The following is a 24,979-nucleotide window of genomic DNA, read 5'->3' on the forward strand; positions in this document are numbered from 1 at the left end:
TTAAATCTTGAATTCTTGTGTTGCTTTGACGGCACGTTTCCAGCCCTCATATAGTTTCGTACGATAATCGTCAGTCATTTCTGGTTCAAACATCTTACCAGCTTCGTAAAACTCTCTGATTTCGTCTGTATCTTTCCAATAACCTACTGCTAAACCGGCTAAGAACGCTGCACCGAGGGCAGTCGTTTCAAGGTTTTGTGCTCTTTGAATTGGTGTGTCTAGAATGTCTGATTGGAATTGCATCAAGTATTCATTATTGGCAGCTCCACCGTCGACTTTTAAAACTGGAATCTTCATACCAGTATCTTGTTGCATCGTATCAACGATATCTTTCACTTGGTAGGCCACAGCTTGGAGAGTAGCTTTGATAAAGGCGTCACGATCAGTTCCTCTAGTTAAACCAAATACCGCGCCACGCGCTTCTTGATCCCAATATGGAGCTCCTAACCCAACAAAAGCTGGTACAACGTATACTTCATCATCATTTTCTGAGCGCTTAGCAGCTTCTTCAGAGTCACTTGCTTTAACCAACATATGTAATCCATCACGCAACCATTGTATAGCAGAACCTGCTATGAAGATTGATCCTTCCAAAGCATAGTTGATCTTGCCATCGATACCATAAGCTATCGTTGTCAATAAGTTATTTTTAGATAACTCATACTTTTCACCGGTATTCATAACGATAAATGACCCTGTTCCATAGGTGTTTTTGACCATACCCTCTTCAAATGCCATTTGTCCAAACAGTGCTGCTTGTTGGTCTCCTGCCATACCAGCGATTGGCGCTTCACTACCAAAGAAATGGTAGCCTCTGGTTGTCCCATAGACTTCTGAATTCGAACGAACTTCCGGTAACATCACCCGTGGAATGTTCAATAGTTCTAGAATATCGTCATCCCAGTCTAGTGTATCGATATTAAATAACATCGTCCGACTAGCATTTGAGTAATCTGTAACATGAGCTTGGCCATCGGTTAATTTCCAAACTAACCAACTATCGATAGTCCCAAATAATAATTCGCCCTTTTCAGCACGCTCTTGAGCCCCTTCGACATGATCAAGGATCCACCTGATCTTGGTTGCTGAGAAATAAGCATCGATAATCAATCCCGTTTTCTTATGGATGAGATCCTTATGTCCGTCTTCTTTTAATTTGTTCGCAATACCAGCTGATTGACGAGATTGCCACACGATGGCATTGTAAATTGGAATCCCGGTTTTCTTATCCCAAACCACAGCTGTTTCCCGTTGGTTCGTGATCCCAATCCCAGCGATTTGATCCGGTTTAATCCCTGATTCAATGAATGCTCCAGCAATAACTGATTGGACCGAGTTCCAAATTTCATTTGCATTGTGTTCAACCCAACCGTCTTTTGGGAAATATTGAGTAAATTCCTTTTGAGAACTCCCAACATGGTGCCCCTTCTTATCAAAGATAATTGCACGGGAACTTGTTGTCCCTTGGTCAATTGCCATAATAAATTTTCCGTCTACCATTCCTAAATTCCTCCTCAAGTTTCTGTAAACGCTTCCTTACTACAGTACAATCATATCCTTATTTACCTCTAAACATCTTTCAAAATACAATTGTTTTCATTATTTTTTGACAGTTTTTGATGAAAACGTTGATATAATAACCTTTTAGTTGACTGAACGTTTCAAATTATAAATGATTTCTTTGATTTTTTTGATATCATAAGAAGAATTAAACTCAGAAACAGCATACACTCTTTCTGCTTTGACACTCCAATCATCGACATAACCTGTGGTGATCACCAGGTCAAATCGTCCTTTAGGAACGTACTCTTTGACGACTAAACCATTCATAGCCAGGAGCTCAGTTGTCACCAACTGACGAAAAGGCTCCCCCAAAATATCATCTCTGTCAAAATCCAAGCCGACAGTGATGATCTTTAAACTATGGAAATCAATCAAAGATAAGACGCTGCTATAACTTTTAAGGACATAGTCTTGTAAACCATCATGTTGATCTCGTTTTAAGTAGTAACGCGATAATGCCACCCGTAATAATTTGGTCGGTAATGTGCTCAGAGCTCTCCCCAAAAGATGTTCTAACTCCGCTTCAAGATGATGCACATCAACTTCAAAGATTCTTCCTTTGAAGAAATACAATTGATTATTGAGTTGAGACAGATTATAGTCAACCTGTTTTTCAAGTGATAAAGCAATCCGTCTTGGGCGATAGTGTAACAGAATCATCTCCCTAATGTAGACATCTAATGTAGCCGTAGGTAATTTTTTCTTTCTCAAAAGATCATAATGATAGTAGTATTCTTCATCGAAAATGAAAAATGAAATCAAAAAGATGTACAACATTTGACTCTCATAGATATTATCCTCAACAGAACTTCTACTAAAGTAGAGGGATACAATTTGGTCGACATCTTTAAATAAGGGATCATTCAAGAACACCGTAAACCGTTTTGATAGGTCTGTTTGCTCCAAGGTTTTGATGATGATTCTTTTTTGGGTTACATATAACCAACAGTGCAATTTCTGTATTGCAGACCGGCTAAAGCTTGTTTTGAGTTGTTTTTTAAGGGCATTTTCAAAAAGTTGATAAGAGGCAGAACTTTGTTCTAGAGCAGTGGCAGTCCTATTATGTCCATTTCTAACTTTCACAACCAATTGCAATTGGTAATAAAAATAACGGATTTGTAATTCCTCTCCTACCATTCGACCGTTCTTGATTTGAATCTGGAACTCCTTTAAAACTGAATTAATTTCTCTAATTTTACGAAAGACAGTCGATTCACTCAGCATCAATGTAGACACCAGCTGATTGATAGAGAATTCGCGATGGATTAATAAGTAATCTAAGATCTGGTATTTACTGCTTTCCTCTATAAATTGACCGACAATCGCACTCAAACCGATTTTCTCTGGCAAATCAAGACTTAACTGGTAACCATCATTTTTAACAAATGCTGTGTTAGAATCAGACTTAAAATGGCTACTTAAAAATTGACCCATCTCAACCACGTAGTTGTCATAAGCTTGTTTTGATAAGCCTACAGATTCTTGTAGAACGCTATGAGGAAGGGATCCACCCTCTAGCACTAATTGTTTCAGAATACTCACCATTAGTTGCTCTTTTTTATCTAATAATTGTTCAATTCTCATGGTCGTCTTGTCCTTTTATAGCCACCTTATTGGTTTGTACCAACAGATCAAATAGACTAATGGGATAATTGTAGTCACTTGTATAGGGCATCGTTTTAGAGGCTAAAGACTCGATTGTTCGCTGTGTTGCGATTGCCTCTGTTAAAATAGCTAACTCATAGTCAAACTTATCGTGACTAATGAGCTGAGCCCCTAATAAAACATGGGTAACTGAGTCATAAAAATAACGACAAGTCAGTTGCTCTGAACTTTTCACTCTTTTCGTTACAGATATGGTTGCAGTCTCGATGTCACTAGCATAAAAAATAGTTTCTGCTCCAGTTAAGCCAACACTCGCAATCTCATACCCAGCCATAATCGTTTTAACATCTCTGGCAGAGCCGACATCCTTAACCATTTCAGTCGATGGACTTAAACAATTGAGCGCAGCAACTTTAGCCGTTCGTACTGCGTTGTTTACTAAGGAAATATAATAAGGATAGTCTAGCGGTATAAAGTTGACACTGATGGCATCACCAATGGCAAATACATTTGGTAGACTAGTCCGTAGATGCTCATCCACCCATATGGTCTGATCTTCATTCAAGTGGACAAGCGACTCCCATTTTGCGTTATCTGGTCTCGTATTGACCGCAATCACTACCAAGTCGAAGTCTTGAGTCCCTTTTGAAGATTGACCCCCTAGAGCATCGCCATCCTCGTGTTCAAGAACTAGTCGCAGTTGATCTGGATTTGCTGAACTTTTGATAATTTCTGTGACGTATTTACCTAAATTGAAAGACACGTTGGCCTTTTTGAGAGCTTCTTCAACAGGTAATATCACATCCGGATCAAAGTGACGTGACAAAATCGCAGAAAAGTGGTCATAAACGTGGACAATCTTCCCTAAATCGGCAAGAGCATCAGCTAATTCTAATCCAACCAAACCAGCTCCAATTACGGCTACTTTTGTCACTTGTGGTAAAAGTTCAATGATTTTATCGACCTGATGACACCCCTTTACAGTCATCACTCGGTCGTCATTAGTGGTTGTCATCAACCGGGATTGCTGCCCTGATCCTGTCGCGATAATCAATCGATCAAAGGAATAGCTTCTAGCATCGGTAGTGACATTGTGGTCATCGAAGCTAATAACTTCTTCATTAACACGGACTGAGATATCTTGCTCTACAAGATCTTCTACAGTAATCCAATTAAAGTCTTCATGACTGTGACCCGGATGTCTTAAAATCCAACTCACGGTAGAAGGTATAAAACCGATCTGAGAACTCTTTTCGAGGATCATAATATCAATAGCCTTGCTCTTTTGTCTCAAGGTCAGTGCTGCTGTGATACCCGCATATGAGCCTCCAATTATAACTACTTTCATCACGTCACCCATTTCACCATTTTTTGTATAAGTTTACACCCTTTTTTTCTCTCTGGTATATTTTTTTATACTTTTTTGTACTCTTTCATACTCTTCTATCCTATCATTTATAAGCGCTAGCACAAAATAATAGTCGTTATAAAGCCTCTATTGATGCCTCTATTAATATCTCTATTAATATCTCTATTTAGAGAAAAAAATAGAGCGGAGAATCATCTCCACTCTATCTACATCTTTATGATTTATGGGTTATTGTCGCCCACAAGTTTTTTAGACCTCTTCTGATAACCTGGAAAAAACTCAGTGATTGTACCATGTGATTAGAATCAATGTATTGACTGATAGCTCTAAGGACAACTTTTGTTTTTTTTGAGGAAAAGGTATAGGTACCAGATTTTTTTGTTTCAATCGCAAATCTAGGAATCCACTTTCCTTTAAACATGACAGAAGCAATCACTAGATTGACCTCATCCCAAGGAATTTGAATGTATTTATTAACATCTCTATCATTAAAAAATTCAAAACCGCGATCTCCAATCATGATTTTCCCATAATCTGTCAAACCAAGGAATGACGTGCCCTCGATGACGAGATCAACTTTTGAATTGATCGATTGTACCACTGATACCACCACTTCTCTGACTGACTCATTTAACGCCTACAAACCTATGATTAAAGTAACCCAATCAAGTGTCCACCAATACCGACAACGAATAAGCCAAGGATGATGACAATTGGGCTAACTTTCTTCTTCAATAACCACATGCAGAACAAGGTCAAGAGTAATGGTACAAGACCAGGAATCAATTGATCCAAGTTTTGTTGTAGAGTTGTCACTTTTTCAGGAGACAATGCTAAACCTTGATTAACTTGTTCGAATGCTGATTTTATACCTTCAGTTCCAGCCGGAAGTTCATCCCACTTGATAAAGGCGCCATCTGCCAGTTGGACTTTCGAAACATCTGGTTGGAAATTGATAGATACCCACCGTTGTACCAAGGCTGCTAGGACGAACATTCCAAGGATTGAAGCACCTTTTGTGATGTCTTGCAATAAGCCACCTGATAAGTCATCTGTAATTTTAGAACCAGCCTTATAGCCAAATTCTTGTGTATACCAGATGAATGCCCAACGAATAATATTCCAAGCTACAAAGAAAATGATTGGTCCAAGAATGTTACCACCAATTGCGAGAGAGGCACCTAATGCACCTAACATTGGTCTTACAGTGAACCAGAAGACTGGGTCACCAACACCAGCTAAAGGACCCATCATACCAACTTTTACCCCTTGGATGGCCACATCATCGACAGGTGCACCATTCGCACGTTCTTGTTCAAGTGCTAATGTAACACCCATTACAGGAGATGCTAAGTAAGGATGCGTGTTGAAAAATTCCATGTGGCGTTTTAATGCGGCAATTTGATCGTCTTTTTTGGGATATAATTTCTTGATAGCAGGGATAATAGCAAATGCCCAGCCACCATTTTGCATCCGTTCATAGTTCCATGAACCTTGCAAGAAAGTCGACCGCCACGCTACTGCTAAACGTGTCTTTTTACTTAATTCGATTTTTTCAGCCATAATTATTTTCCTCCTTTATCCTTAATAGTCATTCAAGATGTCGCCTATTGGGTCACCAGTATTGTTACCACCGCTTGATGAACCACCCATTTTTGAAAGGTTCAAGTAAATCAATGCTAACGCAATGCCAAGAGCTCCTAGTGCGATCAAAGTTAATTCAGAAACTGCTGCCACTACGAAACCAATGACGAAGAATGGCCATACTTCTTTAGTAGCCATCATATTGATAACCATAGCATAACCTACGGCTACGACCATGCCACCACCGATTGCCATCCCATCAGTCAACCATGCTGGCATCGATTCAAGGACTGCTCTTACTGTTGCAGCTGGAATGAAAAGTAAAGCTGCTGCTGGGATAGCAATACGTACCCCTTGCATACAGATTGCTATAATTTGCCAAATTTCTAATTTTCTAAAGTTTCCTTCTTCAGCTGCACCATCCATGATATGGACAATTGGAACCGCCAAAGTTCTCATGATCATTGTCAAGAACAAGCCGGCTACTGCAAGCGGGATTGCGACTGCTATTGCTGTTGTTACACCTTGTTCTCCTTGACCACCTAATACTAAAATAATTGCAGATGCTACAGATGCTAATGCAGCATCAGGTGCTATTGCTGCCCCAATATTTGCCCATCCTAAAGCAAGCATTTGAAGCGAACCACCTAACATGATGCCGGCAGTAAGATTACCAGTCACTAACCCAATCAGAGTACAAGCAACGAGTGGTTGGTGAAATTGGAATTGATCCAAAACCCCTTCCATACCTGCTAGAAAGGCAACTAGAACTACTAAAATAATTTGTATAAAATTTAGTTCCATCTTTTTATCCCTCCATAAATAGTTTTATCGCAAACAGGTTATTGAGCTTTATTTTCAGCTAAACCATGTTTTGCTTTCTTCAATATTTCTTCCATATTACTGTGGGAATCATTTGGCACTTTACGGACATCGAATTTAACACCGTCTGCTTTTAGTTTTTCAAAAGCTTCAACATCTTCATTCCCCATTGATAACACTTTGCTAACAACGACTTTCCCAATTGAATGCGCTAATGATCCAACATTGACTTCCTTGATGTCAACACCACCCTCTACTGCTCTAACAACGTCAGTAGGATTTTCAAATAACAACAAAGCTCTAGTTGTTCCAAAACGAGGATCCTTTGAAATTTCAATCAGTTTTTTGATTGGAATAACATTGGCCTTAACACCTGGTGGTGATGCTTGTTCAATCAATTTCTTCCGTAGTTCGTCTTTTGCCACACTGTCCGATACTACGATGATCCGATTTGGATTAGTGGATTTCGTCCAAGCGGTTGCAACTTGTCCATGAAGTAACCGAGAGTCGACACGTGCCAATACGATTTTGATCTTGCCATCTCCCACAACAGTATTAGGTGGTAATGGCCGTTTAACTTCTCCTGTTTCACTCACAACGGCACTTTTCTTGACTTCAAGAGATTCAGGTTTGATTCTGATACCTTCTTTAGCCTTTTCAAGAATGTGGACTGCTATTTTTTGAGCTGATGTCATCGACAAGCGTGCTGCATAAGCTTCTACGAGCATCGGTAAGTTCAACCCTGAAACAATTGCCCATTTGTCTTTATGTTCTTCAAAAACAGAATTAGCTTGGTTGAATGGTGTACCTCCCCATAAATCAACTAAAAATAGGACTTCATCTTGATCACTAAACGATGCGATCGCTGAGTGAATTTTTTCTTTGACGTCATTTGGCCCTTCACTAGGCATCAAAGTGATTGCTTTGACATCTTCTTGTTCACCGAAGATCATTGCCCCAGACTGTAAAATGCCTTCAGCGAATTGACCATGACTTGCTAGGATAATTCCTACCATCTCTCTACCTCCTCATCCAAAATATAAACAACTCGTCATAAACTAAACCTTGACCACTTTTCTTAGATAATCCCTCCTCTAAACATGGCACATACCTTGGACAATACTGCCACGATACTCAAACACTTTTAGCACCGCTTATAGCCTCATTATCGTCCAAGTTGTATTAGTGTCTTCTAACACTTTTATATAAGCAAAAACCATGCCAACTTTAGTGTATAAGATCAAAAATTGTAGAATTGCCTATTCTAAAGCTTTTCTTAACTTTCATTTTTTCTTTTTTCCAAAAAATAACTTGTTCAATTATCAGTTCATTAGTGTATATACACAACGACTCTGTTTTAAAAAATTTAAGGAATTAGTGTATACAACCACCTAGAGTCAATTGACAAAGGCTTATTGTTTTTCCTTGTCATATCGGTTATGATGAGCTACATGAAAGACATCACATTGTAGAGGAGGAACAATTATTATGACTTGCATGACACAGCATCAGATCAAACCAAAAAATGACAATCTAATTGCTGTTATTTGCCATGCAATTGGTTTTACTTTATAGCCTTAGGGGACCAGTGCGTCCATTTTTAAGCTTTATTGGCTGAATAGCTTTATGGGCTTGCTTTGCTATAACACTAAAACCATGACCATATAATTGTTCGACACTACCTTTACACTATACTCCTCCTTCCCCTACAGCACATCGTAGAAGTGGGTCTATAGTCTCTAAGGGAAATCAGAACTGGTCATATTAACACATGGCTATTTTTTAGCCCTAAGGAGATAAAACAATGTTGATTGAACTCAATAGCATCACCAAAATACTGAATCAAGACCCACTATTTGAAAACCTATCGCTTATCTTAGAGCAATCTGATCGGATTGGTCTAGTTGGTGAAAACGGCTCTGGTAAGTCCACCTTATTTAAATTGATCACCGGAGAAGAAAATCCCTCTAAGGGTGTCATCAATCGTAAAAAAAATCTAACAATCGGTTATTTACAACAAACCTTTACCCCTTCTGATAAGATCGTAAAAACCTATCTGCTTGAATCAGATCAGCTTCTGAATGACCTTTACCACCAATTAACTTTATATGAAGAAAAACTGGCAACTGTGTCTGATGATCATCAACAACTGGCAAAAGTCATGACTCACTATGGTAAACTCCAACACGACTTTGAAGAAAACGGTGGCTATGATATCGAAGACCGGATTGCAAGCACCTTAAAAGCTTTAAACAGCTCAGAACTTGAAAATAAACGACTCAACCAACTGAGTGGTGGTCAACGGCTACGGGTCGAATTAGTTAGGGTTATTTTGTCAAACAATGACTACTTATTATTGGACGAACCCACCAACTACTTGGATATCGCCGGAATTGAATGGTTAGAAAACTATTTGAGCCATTTGCAGATCCCTTATATGGTTATTTCTCATGACCGTCAATTTCTGGATCGCGTCACCACAAAAACATTAGAAATAGAAGACGGTCAGATTGTTCCTTATAACGGTAATTACACCCGCTATACTGCTTTGAAAAAAGAACGTGTTGAAGCCCTTCAGAAGAACTTCCTACTAAAGCAACAAGAAAAACAAAAGCTTAAAGGACAAATCAAACAATATAGACAATGGGGCAACGAATCAGGCAACGAAAAATTCTATCGAAAAGCCAAAAGCCTGGAGAAAAGACTTGCAAAAATATCTCTCCCCTACGTTCCCCAAGAAAGTGGAAACAGACTAGAATCAGTCAAAGTCGCAGATCGTTCCGCTAACAATGTGGTTAAAGTTAACGATCTTTGGTCCTTAATAGAGGATCAGATACTATTAGAAGATGTTACCTTTACCATTAAACGGAATGATCGCATTGCTCTCATTGGCAGAAATGGTTCCGGTAAAAGTACATTGATGAAACTCATTGTGGGAGAGCTGACAGCAGACGAGGGAACTATTGAGCTTGGAAATCATGTCAAAATGGGCTATCTCCCTCAACAAATAGAGTTTCCACTTTACGATGTCTCAATTCTTGATTATGCCAAGACAATCATGCCCAACGAAGAAGCAGCTCGCAGAACACTAGCACACTTTGGTTTCTACGCTCAAGACGTTAGCAAACGCCTCAAAAGCCTTTCCGGTGGCGAGCGAGTCAGACTTGCCCTACTGCCGCTGTTGCAACAAAAGATAAACTTTTTGCTCTTAGACGAACCAACTAACCATCTCGATATCTATGCCAAAGAAGAAATTGAACACTTATTAGAAGATTATAGTGGAACTCTAGTCTTTATATCCCATGACAGATACATGATTCAAAAACTCAGCAACCGACAGTTGATGATCCAAGATCGCCATGTAGTTCAAGTTGAAGATTAATTTCTTTTTGTGATAGGAGATTAATTTCTTTTTGTGATAGAAGTTTAAGTTCTTTTTGTGATAGAAGTTTAAGTTCTTTTGCGCTAAATAAGCCTCAAATCTTGATTTAGTAACACCAAGATTTGAGGCTTATTTTACTTTACTTTCCAATGAGTTACTCTAGTAACGGTCCTAGTGACAGTCCTAGTGACAGTTCTTCTGTCATTGATCTCTAGTATCATTTATAACGTGCTAACCGTTCTAACAAGCTTTTTTGTGCAGCTCCTAAACCGATAATAGTCGTTTTTACAAGTAGCGCTATTTTATCATCTTTAGTCTTAATGGTTACTTTTTTCAGAAGTAACCCAGAGACTGTAACAGCTTCAATGTCGTCATAATGTATTGTTCTTTCCGATTTAACCTCCATTTTTAAACTTAAATGAATCAAGGTGATTCCTTCATCGTTCACTACAATCACATAGTACCGATATCCCGGTATGTTAAACAGATGATAATCTTCCACATAACCAGCAACTACATTACTGCCGCCAATTTTTTGAGCGTACTTCTCCAGATCCTCCATGGTAACCGTCCACTTCATATACCGTCCCCCTCGTAAAAATATGTTCTCAGATACACCTTACACAGCATTGTTGATTAGTGGTAAATACCACCCTTCATTAGCTGAATACTTCTTCTCAATTGTTTCGTTTTTTCGGTCACATTACTAGATTGCATGATTTCACTAATCATAGCAACTCCTGCAACACCACTATCTCTCAGCAAATAGAGGTTTGTTTCTGTCAAACCACCAATTGCTACGACTGGAATAGGAATATCAGTGACGATTGATTTCAACTGCTTTAACGCTGCCATTTGTCTCTCAACAGGCTGATTCTTTTTGAAGATACTACCAACTCCTATATAATCAGCTTGATCCTTATAAGCAGAAATAGCTGCTGGAACATCATTGGCTGAAACACCTAATATCTTATCTTCTCCAATAATCTTCCGAGCTTCTTTTACAGGAAGATCTTCCGGACCAATATGAACACCACTAGCATCTACAGCCATGCAGACATCTACACGGTCATTGATAATCAGTGGGACACCATAGTTATCAGTTATTTGCTTTACATCACGTGCCCAATTGACATACTCAATTGTGGTAATATCCTTTTCCCTCAATTGGATAAGCGTGATGCCATGTTGACAAGCCGCAACGATAATACTCAAAAATTCTTCTTTTGAAAAGTGAGTACGATCTGTTACTAAATACAAAGAATAATCTATCATCTGGTCACCCCATCAATTTCCTATTGTATTCATGAACTACTGAAAAACAGAATTACAAATGCTACTTTGCATCATCAAGCACACCCTAATTATATCTTTAAAGTCATTATAGTAAGCACACAAACTAATAGCAAACGATAACAATGTTTTTTGTGTAAACTTTAACACATATCAGTTGACTTTAATTTGCTCAGACAGTACCATTCAATTGGATTAAGGAAAGAGTCACTTTCCATCCGTTCTGTTAGGTGAGGCTCCGCAATGGAAACAAGCTACTACCCTATAGTCATCGAGAGACGGCTATAAACGATCGTTTACTAACGATCTGGGTCAACAAGACTGGTCGACAAAAGGCCTTTTTTAATGTAGCTGATGCAAAATCTACGCCTTTGCGTGCTAAAACTCAACATCGAGAACGACGCTGATTGTTATCCAACCAGGCTTATTAAAATGGCTTACACTAGTTGACTAACAACGCCCTCTCTTGTTGAGTGGCGTTTTTTGTTGTCTTAATGTTTATTTTATTTAATAAACTTTAGTTGTTGCTGTAGAAAGTACCCAGAAAGTAGGTGAGTACATGCCTCCCCACAATGTGTCCAACTTAATAGTATTATTTGTTGTTGGACTACTAAGTCAAACGCTAGTTGTCCATGTCTTAAGAACTCGTAAAATTCCATTTGTGGAAAGTAGCGCTAGCAACCCAGTGATCTGGGCAAGCATAGGGGCAGTATTGATGGGAATTCTGATTGTTATCACACCACTACACGCATTCTTTGATTTCCTACCACTACCAGGCTCTTATTGGATCTGGATGGTTGGTATCCTGTTTGCTTACTTACTAGCCTTGCAAATCGCCAAAAAATTGTACATCCACTTCAATAACGGTGAGTGGCTTTAATTATAGCTTTGGCACTAGCATTAGTAGTAGTTTTAGTGATAGCTTTTATAATAGCTGTAATAATAGTATAGCTGTAATAATAGCTGTAGCATTTAATTACTCAACAAAAAAAGACCCATTGGGTCTTTTTTTGTTGTCCTTGTTTTCCTTATCTCTATTTAACTATCTTATTTAACTATCTTATTGATCCGAATTGTTTTGATTTCATAAGGGGTCAGCTCGACTATAACAGGACTACTTTTTTCTTCAGTTAAATCCCTTTCCACCATATTTGTTTCCAACCATCCAAAACCATTTGGTAATTCTATTTCCACTTTCTTTCTAGCACCTGTATGCTCATGGAAACGCACTATCCAGCCGTTTTGATCCTCGGCTAACTTGAAGGCATCGATAGCTAATGGTTCCCCAGCTACTATTTTTAGTGGAATATCAATCGGATTATTTTTCTTTAAAACTGTTAACGGACGGTTGATCTCTAGGGCTTCCTCCACTGTTTTACCTTCAACGAAATCGCCTTTATGTGGTAGTAAACTGTAGGTAAAGTCATGTTGGCCAATATCTGCTGTAGGGTCGGGATAAATACCGCCCTTCAAGAGACTCAACCTTAATCTGTTTTCTTTGATATCATACCCATATTTTGAATCATTCAACAGGCTGACACCATAATCTCGTTGCGATAGATCTGCCCATTGGTGGCCCACTGTTTCAAATTTTGCAAGATCCCAACTGGTATTCCAATGAGTAGGCCGTTTCACATTGCCGTATTGAATATCATAAGTAGCTTCAGTAGCTCGGATAGCAACTTCAAAGGACACTTTTAACAGCTGTTGTCTTTCCTTCCAATCTACATGGGTGATAAAATCAATTCTCCGATCGTTTGCATACACTCTCACGGTTTGCTTTATCGTCGACTGGTTGATAGTCGCAGTCAGCTCTAGGTCAGCATATAGAGCATTATTAGCTATTACCTTTAGGGTTTCCCATGGAATAATCGTCATTTTTTCTTGATAATAGAGCTCGATATCCCAACAATCAAAGTTTATTGGTTTATCTTCAAACACTTGTAAGACATTCCCATTACCTTTTAAAACTTCTCGGTCATTTTGCTTATCAAAGAGACTAACAAACTGATAATCGTCGTTCCACTCAATGCTATAAAAAGGTGTTTCTAATCCATTACTGTTTTGTTCACTAATCGTTAAAGCTGACTTAGTCAAAGCTAACTCTCTTTTTTCTGGACTGTCTTTAAAAGTAATTGCTTTAGTGCTCAAAGCCTCGATAGCATCTACTTTCACATAAGCACCCTCATCTGTAATAACAGTAGGGAGTGACTGCCCATTCTCATCGACTGCAATGCCCTTTTCGATACCCGGAATGATAGTTACGGGACTCCTTGACCACCCACTAGTATTGATTACCTGATAACTAGCATTTTCTAGCTCATCTTGTTTAGTATCCTCTTTACTTGATGCCTCTTGTGTTTCCTCTTCCAAATTATTAATCAGATTTTGAGAACTAGTTACAATTGAGGACATCTCTTCTCTGTGGTCTTGATACACTTCCTTAATAGAAGATCCTGGGATAATGTCATGGAATTGGTTTCTCAATACCACTTCCCAAATCGCAGTAAGCTCATCTGTTGGATAGTCTTTACCACTAACGATATGCTGGCTAGTATACAGCATTTCTAGCTCTCTTAAGGTCAATTCCATTTGACGATTCATTTTCTTGACATATGCTTGTGAAGTATAGGTTCCACGGTGATATTCGAGATATAATTCGCCGTCCCACGTTTGGACATAGTGGTCCGTCTTTGAGACCGTTTGGTGAAGTTTGCGGAAATAATCATCGACACGACCCGTCTTCACTTGCGGTAAGCCCGGAATATCATCGAGCCGTCGTCTTTTCTCGATCATATCTCTGGTCACTCCTCCACCACCATCGCCATATCCATAGGCTAAAAGTAGGTCATGATTAATATCTTTGTCTTGATAGGCATCATAGATACCTGTCACTGTGCTAGGTTCCAAACGACCGTTATAGGTGTAGGACCAATCTTTACCACTATAGCCACCTTCACTTGGTTCAGGAGTCGTTATAAAATGCGTTAAAATATCACTACCGTCGATTCCTCTCCAATAAAATGTATCGTGAGGCATCCGGTTGAACTGATTCCAACTGATTTTAGTGGTCATAAAGGTATCTATATCAGACTTACGCAGTATTTGCGGCAGTGCCCAAGAATAGCCAAAGACATCTGGTAACCATAAGTAATGGCTGTCACGATCGAATTCCTCTTTGATAAACCGTTTACCAAATAGAATTTGTCTAGTCAGTGATTCTCCACTTGGAATATTACAATCGGCTTCTAACCACATTGCACCATCAATTTCCCACCTACCTTCTGCCACTCTTTTCTTGATCTCTTGGAATAGCTCTGGATAATCTTCTTTGATATACTTGTAGACTTGCGGGGTTGTATGCATAAAGATGTATTCAGGATACTTTTCCATCAACTTTAGAACCGTTGAAAAGCTACGTGCAACTTTTTCCCGAGTATGCTTTAATCGCCACAACCATGCGACATCAATATGTGTTTGGCCGACTGCAGTGATTTCAATTAGAGATTTTTTGTCGATTTTAGCTAGTGATTCAACTAAAAAGGTATCAGCTGCCTCGATAGAGTCATAGAACTCCTGGGATCCTGCGTTTTGCCAATTAATTAACAGAAAAGCTCTGTTCAATACATCTAGTAGCTCGTATCTTTGTGGATCATCCTCACTAAACACATGGATTGTTTTCAACAAAGCATCTGCATAGTAGAACAGATCATCAGTTTTGTCAGACAAGCTTCCGACAAAGGCTTCTAAAAAGGTGTGAGTCAATATTTTCTCAGGCCCACCACCTTCAAGACCTGACCACAATTTAAGATCAAGGACGATTTCCTGACCTACTAAATCATCTGACAAGAAGACTTCTTTATGGTTAGAATCAACACCTTGATAGGGCTGTCCGTTGATAAATAAAAGGGACTCAAATCCGGAGTTATAGCCGCCACCAGTTTTCCCAAAATCAAGAAATAGCAGCGGGTTAGGAACATTAGGCACTGTTATTGTTTGATGGACCCACAGATAAAAGTCACGGCCTTTCCATGAATCTCCAAGCTTAAAAGACTCACTATGAGCCCAATCCTTAGGTGGATATTTTTGCATCTTACTCTTGTCCTCGATCACTTGCCAGTTGTCTAACTTTTCGATGTGCTTGTAGCGATACTTCGACAATTCTTGTACCCGCCGTTGTAGTTTCTCCAAAATGAATAGTTGTGATTGCATGACAGCACTCCTCATCCTTCTTGATTTCATTAAGTTTATTATACTTTTATAGCTATAGTATCTACCTTTATAGCTATAGTATCTACCTTTATAGCTATAGTATCTACCTTTTATGTTGATTATCAGTTCTAAATAAAATTAAAAGCATGGTTCATACACCTAGAATATCAGTGTTTGAACCATGCTACAATGCATAAGTGTTTCTATTGCAAAACTTTCTGCAAAACTGTTTGCCAAGTTTATCTTTAACTAGTCTTAAGAGACGAGGCATCACTACTATATTTTTACTCATATCTACAAATTTCTAAAACAACTCGTCTCCGCTCTTAAACTTGAGTCCTGGGTGATTATCGAACCTCACCACACCAACAGCAATATCCTTTGACACAGCTTCTTTTATTTTTGCCGTCCCAATAATACCGAACCCACCGCAAAGTTCAATTGCTTTGATGCCATCTTCTTCCAATTGTTTTGCTGCTTTTACAGCGTCGTCATAATCCACCGCTCCTACAGCATGTAATTCTACACCAGGTGTTTCAACAATCTGATGATCTTTCTTATAATCAGCACCAGGTGCTAAAAAAATAAAACCAGCTTTTAATACCATCAGTAACCCTCCTTGCAAAATAAATTTTATAAGCATCAGTATAGTGCTCATTTGAGATTATTATAGCATAAAAGACAATATTTGTTATCGTTTACAAAAATGTTGATGACACTTTATGTGGAAAAAGAATCCTGATTAAAACTCTGATAAGCACATAAAAAACACACAGCTTTTAGGAACGACAGTATCCCAATTACTGTGTGCTTTTGGTTATTGAATACGAAAATAATAGGATAGTTTATTAAATATTCTCTTTAAAACAATATCTTTTAGAATGCATTTCTAAGTCTAACGCTACAGCCTTACGACTACATCTGTAGGTCTACCAATCCCAAAAACTAGACCTTATGAAGGGCATCATCAATTGGTGTTGGCCCTTCATGTAAGGATATCACACTATAAATCGTGTTCTTATGATCCAGAAGTTTTTGAAGCACAATGGCAACATCGTCTATTGCAATTTGGCCTTGATCTGTGACATCTACTGCTATCTTACCAGTGCCTGGTCTTTCCATTAGTTCTCCTGGTTGAACTATTGTATAAGGTAATTCAGTATGGTCAATAAGATACCTATCAGCAAACAATTTAGCGATATAATAATCAGTTAAACTCTCTGGAATTAATTCGGGCCATAGATCAGTTTTAAGCGCGAAAATCGCACTTAATTGAATATACCGTTTTACACCAATTTTCTCAGCAATTTTCATCACTTTGATAGCCCCATAAAGATCGGTTTGAAGAAGATCTTTACCTCTAGAGCCAGCTACAAAATAAATAACATCAACATCTCCGATAGTCTCAGCAATTGCTTCACTACTATCATGAAGATCCAGTTTTTTGTATATGACATTATTACCCAATGATTCTTCACTTGGATGTCTTGAGCCAGCATAAATAATATGGTCTTCCTTGCTTAATGCTTTAACCAACTGACGGCCAACACGTCCACTAGCTCCTACCACAAAAATTTTCATTTTTCGCTCTCCCCTCTCATAACATCATTGGTTCTTTAGCACCTAAGGCTACCATTTTCTTTATTATAAGGGAATCAAGGGTTAGTGACTAATAATACGCTTACAAACGCTCTATGGCTTGACTGGAACTATTGTGATATCCTCATCTAATTCGGCCCAATGATTGGTCGGCCCATGACCGTGACCAACGGAGATGCTTTGAGAAATAGCTCCTTGGATGAACTTCTTGGCAGTTACGATGGCCTCCTCACCTGAAAATCCCTTAGCTAGTTCAGCCGCTATACACGCTGAAAAAGTATCACCAGTCCCATGGGTGCGAACTGTATCGACCCGTTTGGATTCTAGCCAGAATGCCTGTTTGTTCTCAAGTAATACAAAGTCCTTTGACAGAGAACTTTGTGCATGTCCACCCTTGATAATCACATTTTTAGCGCCCATTTCCTGTAACCGCTGGGCTGCTTCTTTAATATCATCATCAGTGGTGATATCCTTGTCGAGCAATACACTAGCTTCTGGCAGATTAGGGGTAACGACATGGGCGATTTGGAGCAATTCTGTTCTAATAGTATCGATAGCATCCTCTTTTAGCAAAGGATGCCCGCCCTTAGCAATCATGACTGGATCGACAATTAACGGGCCAAAGTCCACTTTTTTAAGGTTGTCAACAACCGTCAACACATGGGCTTTATCTGCCAGCATACCTGTTTTACAGGCCTTAATCTTGAAATCAGCAGCTAGTGAATCGAATTGTGCTGAGATAAAGTCACTTGGAATTGCCAGGCTGTCTTGAACCCCGATCGTATTTTGCGCTGTTAACGCAATGACGATGCTCATTCCGAAAACGTGACGGGCTTGAAAAGTCTTCAAATCTGCTTGTATCCCTGCGCCACCACCTGAGTCAGAACCAGCAATAGTCACGACTTGTGGTGTTGTATTTATTTCTATTTTATTTTGACTCGATGTCATCTGTTTCACTCCTCCCGATAACCTGATCGATTTGACTTCTGATTTTGTTAGTTTTTTGAGCAACATCTACAGCGGTCATAATATCGCTGACGATGGCAAGTCCTGCAATCTTTGACCCAGCAAATGTCTTGATATTGTGTTCTTTGATGCCGCCGATCGCAACAACCGGAATAGCCACAGCCTCACAAATAGCTGCCAAGGTTTCTAGTGATGTGAGTGGTGCTTTATCCTTGGTTTTTGTCGGGAAAATAGCACCTGTCCCCAAATAATCAGCTCCTAGACGCTCTGCTTCAACTGCCCTATCGACCGTTTTTGCTGATACTCCGATCAGTTTAGTTGGTCCTAATAACTGACGGACGATATCAACCGGAAGGTCCTCATCTCCGATATGGACCCCACTAGCATCAACTGCTAAGCAGATATCCACCCGATCATCAATAATTAGCGGCAAGTGGTAGCGGTCAGTGATTGCCTTGACTTTTTGAGCTAACTTAAAATAATCAGCTGCTGTGATATCCTTCTCCCTTAACTGAACCATTGTTACGCCATTCTCACAGGCTTCTATTACACGTTTTAAAAATGCTTCCTCATCGAAAGTATATCGACCAGTAACAAGATACAATGTATATGGTAAAAGACTCATACGATTTTCCCCTTTATGCGGCTGCTCCAATCTTTCTGAGACAATAGCGATAATTGATCGAGTGTTTCATGGCGAAAACTTGCAAGACCAGTTGTAACTGACTGTGCAATTTCACCACAGCAATTCAGGTAACTGACGGCCGTCACAGTTGCTGATATTGGATCTATTTTCGCCCCTAATAAAGCGGCAATCAACCCACCTAACAAGTCCCCACTACCAGTGAAACATTCCAACTCGCTAACACCATTTATCAGCAATAAACTCGTTTCTTGACAGACGAGCAGGTCAGTCGCTCCAGTAGCGAGATAAAGTGTTTGCGGATTTTTTCGTGCCCTCGCTTCTAACGCCAGACGTAATTCAGTGATGGCTTTTGGCGTTTGATCTGCCTCTGAACCATCGACACCCTTTGCTGTAGAATGAAGATTACAATATGCCCTCAACTCTGAAAAGTTCCCCTTGATAACCGCGGGGTGAACTTTACTCAGTCTATGCGCAATTTTATATCGGAGAGACGATGACTGGATTCCAACTAGATCCAAAACAATGGGCTTTGACTGCGAATAGGCTATTAAACCAGCCTTGACGATAGCGCTTTGTTTCGTTTTTGACAAATGTCCCAAGTTCAATAAAAGACTGTCAGTATGCTTAGCGAAATCTCTAAATTCTCGTGGATCATCAGCCATTACCGGTTTCCCACCGACAAAAAGAATCGCGTTAGCAACAAGTTCACTGGTGATTTCATTCGTCACACAGTGAACTAACACGGGTGACTTTAAGGGTAAATTTTGTTTAGCTTCATTAACCAAATACGCTAGATCAGACAAATGAATCACTCCCATTCATGCTTAATACAGTTCAACTGACTATTACTCACTCATGCATCCAAAATAACGTTTGAATGTCTTTAACAATCTTGATCGTTTTTAACTTGAAGAAAAACAACCAGGCAATCACTGATCCTGATATTGCACCACCAAAAAAACGAGGGGTATAAACAAACCAATAGAGTTCCTGTTGGGCTCCGGTAAACCAAACCATCACTGGATAGGACGCTAAAGACCCAATCAATCCAGTTCCAAGTATCTCCCCTATCATCGCGCCAAAAATACTTTTCCCAAAATGCTTGTAGCCGAGACCTGCTAGTAACGCTCCAAAAATTGCTCCTGTTAAAGCCAACGGTGGAATGCCCAATAAAGTCATTCTGATAATGCCACAGACGGTTGCCATCACCGTGACATAAAAAGGGCCAAGTAACATAGCACCAATCACATTCATGACACTAGACATTGGCGCCATCCCTTCTATACGAAATAAGGGGGATAGCACTACATCTAAAGCAATCATCATGGCGAGTATAATAAGTTTTTTAGTATTGTATCGTGTTGACATAATCTAAGTTCCCTTCCGGCCATGTTTCAAAAGTGTAGGCCATTTCCCAAAAGGCATACTCCATCTGACTGCTAATCACAAAGGCATTAACCATCTTTTGCTGATCTTCTAGTGAACTGTTGTCATAATGACGGTTCAAAACTTGGCATTCCGAATTGAGTTTTTGGGTAGCCTCTTCTGTTGCATACGTTTCGATCCATTGTTGATAAATGGGCGTAGGAGAGCCTTGCTTGATCAACTGTTCCCCTATATCATGATACAACCAAGCACATGGCAGCAAACTAGCAGCTGCGATAGCTGCATTTGATTCACTGAGTTGTCGATACATGTGCGACACATAATGATAGGCAGTTGGTGCGATCTTTGTATGACTTGAGGCGTTTGGGTCGATGCCAAGCTGATCGAAGAATACCTCGCGAATCGCTTGTTCTCCTATTTTCAAATCATGTGCATTCGTATAGAGCAAGTCTTTTAAGTATTGATCGTCTGCTTTATCGCCAACAAGTTGATATAAACGACTAAAATGCATAAGATAATAATCATCTTGGATCAGATAATAACGAAAGATTTTTTCATCTAAACTACCTTTTTGAAGTTCTTTGATGAAGGGATGACCAAAACTTCCCTCCCAATATGGCTCCGTTTTACTTCTTGCAATGGTTGTAAAAGACACTGATTAATTCCTCCTTTTATAGTCAGTTCTCGCTTCTTAATACGCTCAAGCTCTACTAGTAACTAATCATGACTGGATAAGCCAAACTATATGGCTCACGACGAAATAGAGACACATCGCCAACCAAGACCAGCGTGGGGTTACCAGCCGCTCATAGTGTGTTCTCGTCCCGTCTTCATCATAACCATGTGAATACATAGCTTCTGTGTAACGATTCTTAAACGAATAGGCAACAAAAATAACTTTGACATACACCAGACTAGACCAAAAATGAAGTTTCTTTCCTCTAAGCAAGCTAGCCTCTTCAATCTCCGACACTTCTCTCAAGATTTCAGGGACAGCATTGACGACCACTAAAATTCCGTAAACAAAGTTTTTTGGCATGCCCATTTCTTCACACTTTAGCAGCAACTCCTCCAAGTCTATCCCTACTAAGAAAAGAATCCCTAGACCCGCAAAAGCGAAAGTACGGCTAAACAAGATCCAGGCGTCTGTGAGTCCACTGCCATTGACATAAACCGACCAAAATGTTGCTAAGGCCGGGATTAGGGGAAGAAACAAGGCCATTAAAGTAGCAGCAAGTTTTCTTTGCCAGACTAAATAGACCATAATCGAACCCACCAAGAAAACATTCAAGGTGATGGATCTGGTAAAGGAAATTTCTATCGTAAATAGAAAGATCAGGACGGTTAAAGGTAGAACATAACTTGCTTTTGTTTTAATACCTTTATAACTGCTTGTGATTTCCACTTTAGCGTTCCCCCTCGCCTACTGAATTATAACTTAAGGATTGATTTTCCAATTTGACATGGTAATGGCTAATACCATCTAACGGATCTAAGCGATGGGTAACAATTAAGAAACTTTGTTTAGCGACGAGTGATTTTTCTTTGATCCAATCAACAAAATAGGAACAAGCTCGTTCATCTAAACCACTAAACGGTTCATCTAATAACAAAAAATCGAGTGGTAAACTGAGCATCGCAATCAATTGGACCATTTTTTTCTGGCCTTCACTTAATTGGTAGATGCTTTTTTCAAGCTTATTGCTGATTCCTAGATAATGGAATGCTTCTTGTTGCTTTGCCTTTAAGTCATCCGAAAGATCAATATTATAGGTTATTTCTTCTTGTGGCGTCATCGTCACAAACTGTCGTTCAGAGGCTTGGACCCCTAAACTCATTTGAGAAAATAAACGAACCGATTTTTTGAGCTTACGATCGTGATAGAGCATTTTGCCCCGATATTTTTGCCGTTGAACCATTGCTTTTAAAAGTGTTGATTTGCCACTTCCATTATCGCCGGTTAGCGTTGTGATACCTTCTTTCAAGGAAAAATCACTGATAGCAAGCAAAGTCTTTTCCCCTCTAGTAATCGAGCAATCCCTAAAACCAAACAGAACTGGGGATTCAAATCCTGCTTGATACAATCGAGGGGTTTTGTCTTTTAAGAGTAGTTCTTTGATGTTGGTTTCGGTCAATCGCCCACCTGACAAAACAAGTACTTGATCTACAATCTCTTGGTAGCCTGAAAAGTCATGATCACTGATCAAAATTTGCTTACCCTCATCTCTGAGTTTTCCAAGCAATACCATTAAATCCTGACGACTGGCCGGATCAATACTTGAAAAGGGTTCATCTAATAAAACGATGGGAGCTCCAATAGCAAGAATCACGGCTATTGCACACTTTTGCTTCTCCCCACCAGAGAGAGTGTTAATCTCACGATGTAATAACGGGTCCAAACCCATGACGTTAACTATTTCTTGAATCCTTCGATCAATCTCACTAGGGTCTAAGGCAATATTTTCTAGTGCAAAAATCAATTCTTTTTCTACCGTTTTCATCGTGAACTGTTGATCCGGATTTTGAAAAACCATACCAACATTCCGTGCTCTATCAGACATCGACCGATGCAGTTGTAGATCCCCATTCACTAGGATTTGACCCTCATAGTCACTTGAAACAAAACCCGCAATCATCCGCATTAAGGTCGACTTACCTGACCCACTATCACCACTCAACAACACCAATTGATTACCCTTAATTTCTTGGTTGAGATGATCAAAAAGAAGTTTATCATCTTTTTCTAAGGTGATATTTTGTAAAGTGATTCCTTGCATCAATGAGCCACCGCAGTCCGACTTGCTTTTTCATAAATAGTGACAATTTGTTTTGTCACGATGACACCAAAGAAACTAACCGATATAAATCTGACTACGAACAAGGCTAGGACCATTCCAATACCATATGTCCCATAACCAAACTTGAAGAATTCATACACAAAACTGAAGACAGTCGTACCGATGGCACCATAAAGTAATGACACATAGTCATAGCGTTTGTAGCCCGTTATGAAAAAGCCAAATTCCGTTCCTAGACCTTGGATCAATCCCGATAATAAAACACCTGGTCCAAAATAAGAACCATACAACATCTCAGCTAGAGCCCCTAACAATTCACCCAAAACTGAACTTCCTTTTTGCCGGATCAACATGCCTGAAACAGGGGCTGCCATCGTCCATAAGCCAAACAATATTTCATTGGCAAACGGACTATAGCCCATTGGTGTTAATGCTGATAACAAGATAGCGTAAAGAAAACCGGCGCCCATGAAGACACCTCCAAATAAAAACCCTAAAAATGCCAAGAAAACAACTTGTTGCAATGTCCATTTATTATCCATCATAATACCCTCCTCTTTACTATCTAAATAAAACTTGGAACCGCACAAATGAGTTATAATATGAGTTATTATGTGGATGATAGTCTGTTAACTCTTTACAACGCAAAATACCCGACCCTATAATAAATAGAGTCGAGTACGTAAAAATAGCTCATAACAATACTATGCGACACATCTCCCTGCAACAGTACTAACTGTATCAGGTTCAATGGGTATAATCTCAGCTTTTACGCACCCCAAGTGTTTATTCAAATGTAGCCTAAGTTTAGCACATTTCACAAACGATAACTATACTTTGCTCCAATATTTGTAACCGTTTTACAGTTTTTGTCATCAATTTACTGCTAACTAACTAGCAAATTAACGGTAAAAATGCTTTATCCCATAGCCTTTGACAAAAATTTTGCTATTTACAATCTAGTCGTATAAACTTAAAAAAATGAGAATTCTAGCCGTGATAATGCTAAAAGAAATCAATTAGACTAGAATCGTACGAGGAGTTGTTTTCAGTTGCATATAGATACAGTGAAACTTTATAAAGATCACCCTGTCATTGGTAAGAATGGTGAACAAAAAGACACCACTTACGGCGAATATGTCGAGATTGGGGATCAAAATTTTATCGATAATTCATATATCGGCGATTATACCTATACTGGACAATACTGTTTCATCCAAAATACTCGGATTGGCAAATTTGTCAGTATGGCAGCCATGATTCGGATTGGACCAACCAATCATCCTTATGATCGCCCTTCCCAACACATGTTTGCCTATAACGGGGGTGGTTACGGCTTTCCAGAAGCGGATCAAGACTTTCTGAGCGGTCGACGCGTTAATACGACCATCATCGGAAACGATGTCTGGATTGGTCATGGGGCTATTATTCAAGCAGGTATCACCGTAGGAGATGGTTCAGTCATTGGCTCCGGAGCAGTAGTGACAAAAGACGTTCCACCCTACACTATCGTCGGAGGTATCCCAGCAAAAATCCTGAAAGAAAGATTTCCAAAAGAAATTGCAGATAAATTATTGGCGATTAAATGGTGGGATTGGGACAGAAAAGTATTAGAAGAACGCTATGATGATTTGCGAATGCCGATTGATGCCTTCGTCAAAAAATACTACGACGAGACCAAAAACGAGTAGAAAAACGATAGAATAACTAGGATAGAATAACTACGATAGAATAAAAAAGATAGAGCAAAGAAG

23 protein-coding genes and 2 riboswitches are annotated in these 24,979 nt (G+C 39.3%); of the genes, 3 read left to right on the forward strand and 20 right to left on the reverse strand.

What is annotated here, in order from left to right; genetic code table 11:
* The 7 genes from glpK to H541_RS0100290 all read right to left on the reverse strand — a co-directional run bounded on the left by glpK (position 1) and on the right by H541_RS0100290 (position 7,959).
* Entirely contained in the window at positions 1-1,500 is a 1,500-nt protein-coding gene (glpK, locus tag H541_RS0100260) for a glycerol kinase GlpK (RefSeq protein WP_022795351.1), read from the reverse strand.
* A gap of 144 nt (positions 1,501-1,644) precedes the next feature.
* On the reverse strand, positions 1,645-3,147 hold the full coding sequence (locus tag H541_RS0100265) for an AcpB/EbpR/MafR family transcriptional regulator (protein ID WP_022795352.1): 1,503 nt from the start codon (positions 3,145-3,147) through the stop codon (positions 1,645-1,647).
* Positions 3,137-4,516, reverse strand: a complete 1,380-nt coding sequence (locus tag H541_RS11095; protein ID WP_169461092.1) for an NAD(P)/FAD-dependent oxidoreductase — start codon at positions 4,514-4,516, stop codon at positions 3,137-3,139. Before H541_RS11095 ends, H541_RS0100265 begins: the two co-directional genes overlap by 11 nt.
* 235 nt (positions 4,517-4,751) lie before the next feature.
* Positions 4,752-5,138: a DUF956 family protein gene (locus H541_RS0100275; RefSeq protein ID WP_022795354.1), complete on the reverse strand. Its 387-nt coding sequence runs from the start codon at positions 5,136-5,138 to the stop codon at positions 4,752-4,754.
* A 50-nt stretch (positions 5,139-5,188) separates the two neighbouring features.
* On the reverse strand, positions 5,189-6,100 hold the full coding sequence (locus tag H541_RS0100280) for a PTS system mannose/fructose/sorbose family transporter subunit IID (RefSeq protein ID WP_022795355.1): 912 nt from the start codon (positions 6,098-6,100) through the stop codon (positions 5,189-5,191).
* A 21-nt stretch (positions 6,101-6,121) separates the two neighbouring features.
* Positions 6,122-6,925 carry a PTS mannose/fructose/sorbose transporter subunit IIC gene (locus tag H541_RS0100285; RefSeq protein WP_022795356.1) on the reverse strand — a complete coding sequence of 268 codons (804 nt, stop codon included), beginning with the start codon at positions 6,923-6,925 and terminating at the stop codon, positions 6,122-6,124.
* A gap of 38 nt (positions 6,926-6,963) precedes the next feature.
* Entirely contained in the window at positions 6,964-7,959 is a 996-nt protein-coding gene (locus tag H541_RS0100290; RefSeq protein ID WP_022795357.1) for a mannose/fructose/sorbose PTS transporter subunit IIA, read from the reverse strand.
* Positions 7,960-8,747: 788 nt separating this feature from the next.
* On the opposite strand from H541_RS0100290, the gene abc-f reads away from it, so the two are divergent.
* Positions 8,748-10,325, forward strand: coding sequence for a ribosomal protection-like ABC-F family protein (gene abc-f / locus H541_RS0100300; RefSeq protein ID WP_022795358.1), 1,578 nt, complete (start codon positions 8,748-8,750; stop codon positions 10,323-10,325).
* Positions 10,326-10,542: 217 nt separating this feature from the next.
* On the opposite strand, the gene H541_RS0100305 is transcribed toward abc-f, so the two are convergent.
* Positions 10,543-10,905, reverse strand: coding sequence for a hypothetical protein (locus tag H541_RS0100305; RefSeq protein WP_022795359.1), 363 nt, complete (start codon positions 10,903-10,905; stop codon positions 10,543-10,545).
* Positions 10,906-10,961: 56 nt separating this feature from the next.
* Positions 10,962-11,600, reverse strand: a complete 639-nt coding sequence (thiE, locus tag H541_RS0100310) for a thiamine phosphate synthase (RefSeq protein ID WP_022795360.1) — start codon at positions 11,598-11,600, stop codon at positions 10,962-10,964.
* Between the two features lie 233 nt (positions 11,601-11,833).
* Positions 11,834-12,022, forward strand: a riboswitch (M-box (ykoK) riboswitch).
* 155 nt (positions 12,023-12,177) lie between these two features.
* Here thiE (H541_RS0100310) and H541_RS0100315 point away from each other — a divergent pair.
* The gene (locus tag H541_RS0100315) at positions 12,178-12,498 is read left to right on the forward strand and encodes a cation transporting ATPase C-terminal domain-containing protein (protein WP_022795361.1); all 321 of its coding nucleotides are present in this window, start codon (positions 12,178-12,180) and stop codon (positions 12,496-12,498) included.
* A 167-nt stretch (positions 12,499-12,665) separates the two neighbouring features.
* Here H541_RS0100315 and H541_RS0100320 read toward each other — a convergent pair whose 3' ends face one another.
* The 11 genes from H541_RS0100320 to H541_RS0100370 all read right to left on the reverse strand — a co-directional run bounded on the left by H541_RS0100320 (position 12,666) and on the right by H541_RS0100370 (position 23,767).
* Positions 12,666-15,830 carry an alpha-mannosidase gene (locus H541_RS0100320; RefSeq protein ID WP_022795362.1) on the reverse strand — a complete coding sequence of 1,055 codons (3,165 nt, stop codon included), beginning with the start codon at positions 15,828-15,830 and terminating at the stop codon, positions 12,666-12,668.
* Positions 15,831-16,134: 304 nt separating this feature from the next.
* Positions 16,135-16,437, reverse strand: coding sequence for a DUF6506 family protein (locus H541_RS0100325; RefSeq protein WP_022795363.1), 303 nt, complete (start codon positions 16,435-16,437; stop codon positions 16,135-16,137).
* A gap of 338 nt (positions 16,438-16,775) precedes the next feature.
* A complete protein-coding gene (locus tag H541_RS0100330; RefSeq protein WP_022795364.1) occupies positions 16,776-17,411 on the reverse strand; it encodes an NAD(P)H-binding protein in 636 nt (211 codons plus the stop codon).
* 111 nt (positions 17,412-17,522) lie between these two features.
* Complete coding sequence (thiD, locus tag H541_RS0100335; RefSeq protein WP_022795365.1) at positions 17,523-18,377, reverse strand: bifunctional hydroxymethylpyrimidine kinase/phosphomethylpyrimidine kinase; 855 nt, start codon at positions 18,375-18,377, stop codon at positions 17,523-17,525.
* Positions 18,358-19,020 (reverse strand): thiamine phosphate synthase, encoded by a 663-nt coding sequence (gene thiE / locus H541_RS0100340; protein ID WP_022795366.1) that lies wholly within the window; start codon positions 19,018-19,020, stop codon positions 18,358-18,360. The genes thiD and thiE (H541_RS0100340) overlap by 20 nt, the downstream gene beginning before the upstream one ends.
* Positions 19,017-19,844, reverse strand: coding sequence for a hydroxyethylthiazole kinase (thiM, locus tag H541_RS0100345; protein ID WP_022795367.1), 828 nt, complete (start codon positions 19,842-19,844; stop codon positions 19,017-19,019). Before thiM ends, thiE (H541_RS0100340) begins: the two co-directional genes overlap by 4 nt.
* Positions 19,845-19,890: 46 nt before the next feature.
* The gene (thiW, locus tag H541_RS0100350) at positions 19,891-20,409 is read right to left on the reverse strand and encodes an energy coupling factor transporter S component ThiW (RefSeq protein WP_022795368.1); all 519 of its coding nucleotides are present in this window, start codon (positions 20,407-20,409) and stop codon (positions 19,891-19,893) included.
* Positions 20,387-21,082, reverse strand: coding sequence for a thiaminase II (gene tenA / locus H541_RS0100355; protein WP_022795369.1), 696 nt, complete (start codon positions 21,080-21,082; stop codon positions 20,387-20,389). Before tenA ends, thiW begins: the two co-directional genes overlap by 23 nt.
* A 66-nt stretch (positions 21,083-21,148) precedes the next feature.
* Positions 21,149-21,832, reverse strand: a complete 684-nt coding sequence (locus tag H541_RS0100360; protein WP_022795370.1) for a CbiQ family ECF transporter T component — start codon at positions 21,830-21,832, stop codon at positions 21,149-21,151.
* A gap of 1 nt (position 21,833) precedes the next feature.
* The gene (locus tag H541_RS0100365) at positions 21,834-23,204 is read right to left on the reverse strand and encodes an ABC transporter ATP-binding protein (protein WP_022795371.1); all 1,371 of its coding nucleotides are present in this window, start codon (positions 23,202-23,204) and stop codon (positions 21,834-21,836) included.
* Positions 23,204-23,767, reverse strand: a complete 564-nt coding sequence (locus H541_RS0100370) for an ECF transporter S component (RefSeq protein ID WP_026501485.1) — start codon at positions 23,765-23,767, stop codon at positions 23,204-23,206. Before H541_RS0100370 ends, H541_RS0100365 begins: the two co-directional genes overlap by 1 nt.
* A gap of 159 nt (positions 23,768-23,926) precedes the next feature.
* A riboswitch (TPP riboswitch) is annotated at positions 23,927-24,016 on the reverse strand.
* A gap of 261 nt (positions 24,017-24,277) precedes the next feature.
* On the opposite strand from H541_RS0100370, the gene H541_RS0100375 reads away from it, so the two are divergent.
* Positions 24,278-24,916, forward strand: a complete 639-nt coding sequence (locus H541_RS0100375; protein WP_022795373.1) for a DapH/DapD/GlmU-related protein — start codon at positions 24,278-24,280, stop codon at positions 24,914-24,916.
* Positions 24,917-24,979 lie beyond the last annotated feature (63 nt).

It is taken from the genome of Bavariicoccus seileri WCC 4188 (assembly GCF_000421665.1).
Lineage (GTDB): Bacteria > Bacillota > Bacilli > Lactobacillales > Aerococcaceae > Bavariicoccus > Bavariicoccus seileri.

Bases quoted from the DNA above. Each gene is read 5' to 3' on its own strand.
- glpK (WP_022795351.1), bottom strand. From the start codon at position 1,500: ATGGTAGACGGAAAATTTATTATGGCAATTGACCAAGGGACAACAAGT.
- H541_RS0100265 (WP_022795352.1), bottom strand. From the start codon at position 3,147: ATGAGAATTGAACAATTATTAGATAAAAAAGAGCAACTAATGGTGAGT.
- H541_RS11095 (WP_169461092.1), bottom strand. From the start codon at position 4,516: ATGAAAGTAGTTATAATTGGAGGCTCATATGCGGGTATCACAGCAGCA.
- H541_RS0100280 (WP_022795355.1), bottom strand. From the start codon at position 6,100: ATGGCTGAAAAAATCGAATTAAGTAAAAAGACACGTTTAGCAGTAGCG.
- H541_RS0100285 (WP_022795356.1), bottom strand. From the start codon at position 6,925: ATGGAACTAAATTTTATACAAATTATTTTAGTAGTTCTAGTTGCCTTT.
- H541_RS0100290 (WP_022795357.1), bottom strand. From the start codon at position 7,959: ATGGTAGGAATTATCCTAGCAAGTCATGGTCAATTCGCTGAAGGCATT.
- abc-f (WP_022795358.1), top strand. From the start codon at position 8,748: ATGTTGATTGAACTCAATAGCATCACCAAAATACTGAATCAAGACCCA.
- H541_RS0100305 (WP_022795359.1), bottom strand. From the start codon at position 10,905: ATGAAGTGGACGGTTACCATGGAGGATCTGGAGAAGTACGCTCAAAAA.
- thiE (WP_022795360.1), bottom strand. From the start codon at position 11,600: ATGATAGATTATTCTTTGTATTTAGTAACAGATCGTACTCACTTTTCA.
- H541_RS0100315 (WP_022795361.1), top strand. From the start codon at position 12,178: ATGCCTCCCCACAATGTGTCCAACTTAATAGTATTATTTGTTGTTGGA.
- H541_RS0100320 (WP_022795362.1), bottom strand. From the start codon at position 15,830: ATGCAATCACAACTATTCATTTTGGAGAAACTACAACGGCGGGTACAA.
- H541_RS0100325 (WP_022795363.1), bottom strand. From the start codon at position 16,437: ATGGTATTAAAAGCTGGTTTTATTTTTTTAGCACCTGGTGCTGATTAT.
- H541_RS0100330 (WP_022795364.1), bottom strand. From the start codon at position 17,411: ATGAAAATTTTTGTGGTAGGAGCTAGTGGACGTGTTGGCCGTCAGTTG.
- thiD (WP_022795365.1), bottom strand. From the start codon at position 18,377: ATGACATCGAGTCAAAATAAAATAGAAATAAATACAACACCACAAGTC.
- thiE (WP_022795366.1), bottom strand. From the start codon at position 19,020: ATGAGTCTTTTACCATATACATTGTATCTTGTTACTGGTCGATATACT.
- thiW (WP_022795368.1), bottom strand. From the start codon at position 20,409: ATGTCAACACGATACAATACTAAAAAACTTATTATACTCGCCATGATG.
- H541_RS0100365 (WP_022795371.1), bottom strand. From the start codon at position 23,204: ATGCAAGGAATCACTTTACAAAATATCACCTTAGAAAAAGATGATAAA.
- H541_RS0100370 (WP_026501485.1), bottom strand. From the start codon at position 23,767: ATGGATAATAAATGGACATTGCAACAAGTTGTTTTCTTGGCATTTTTA.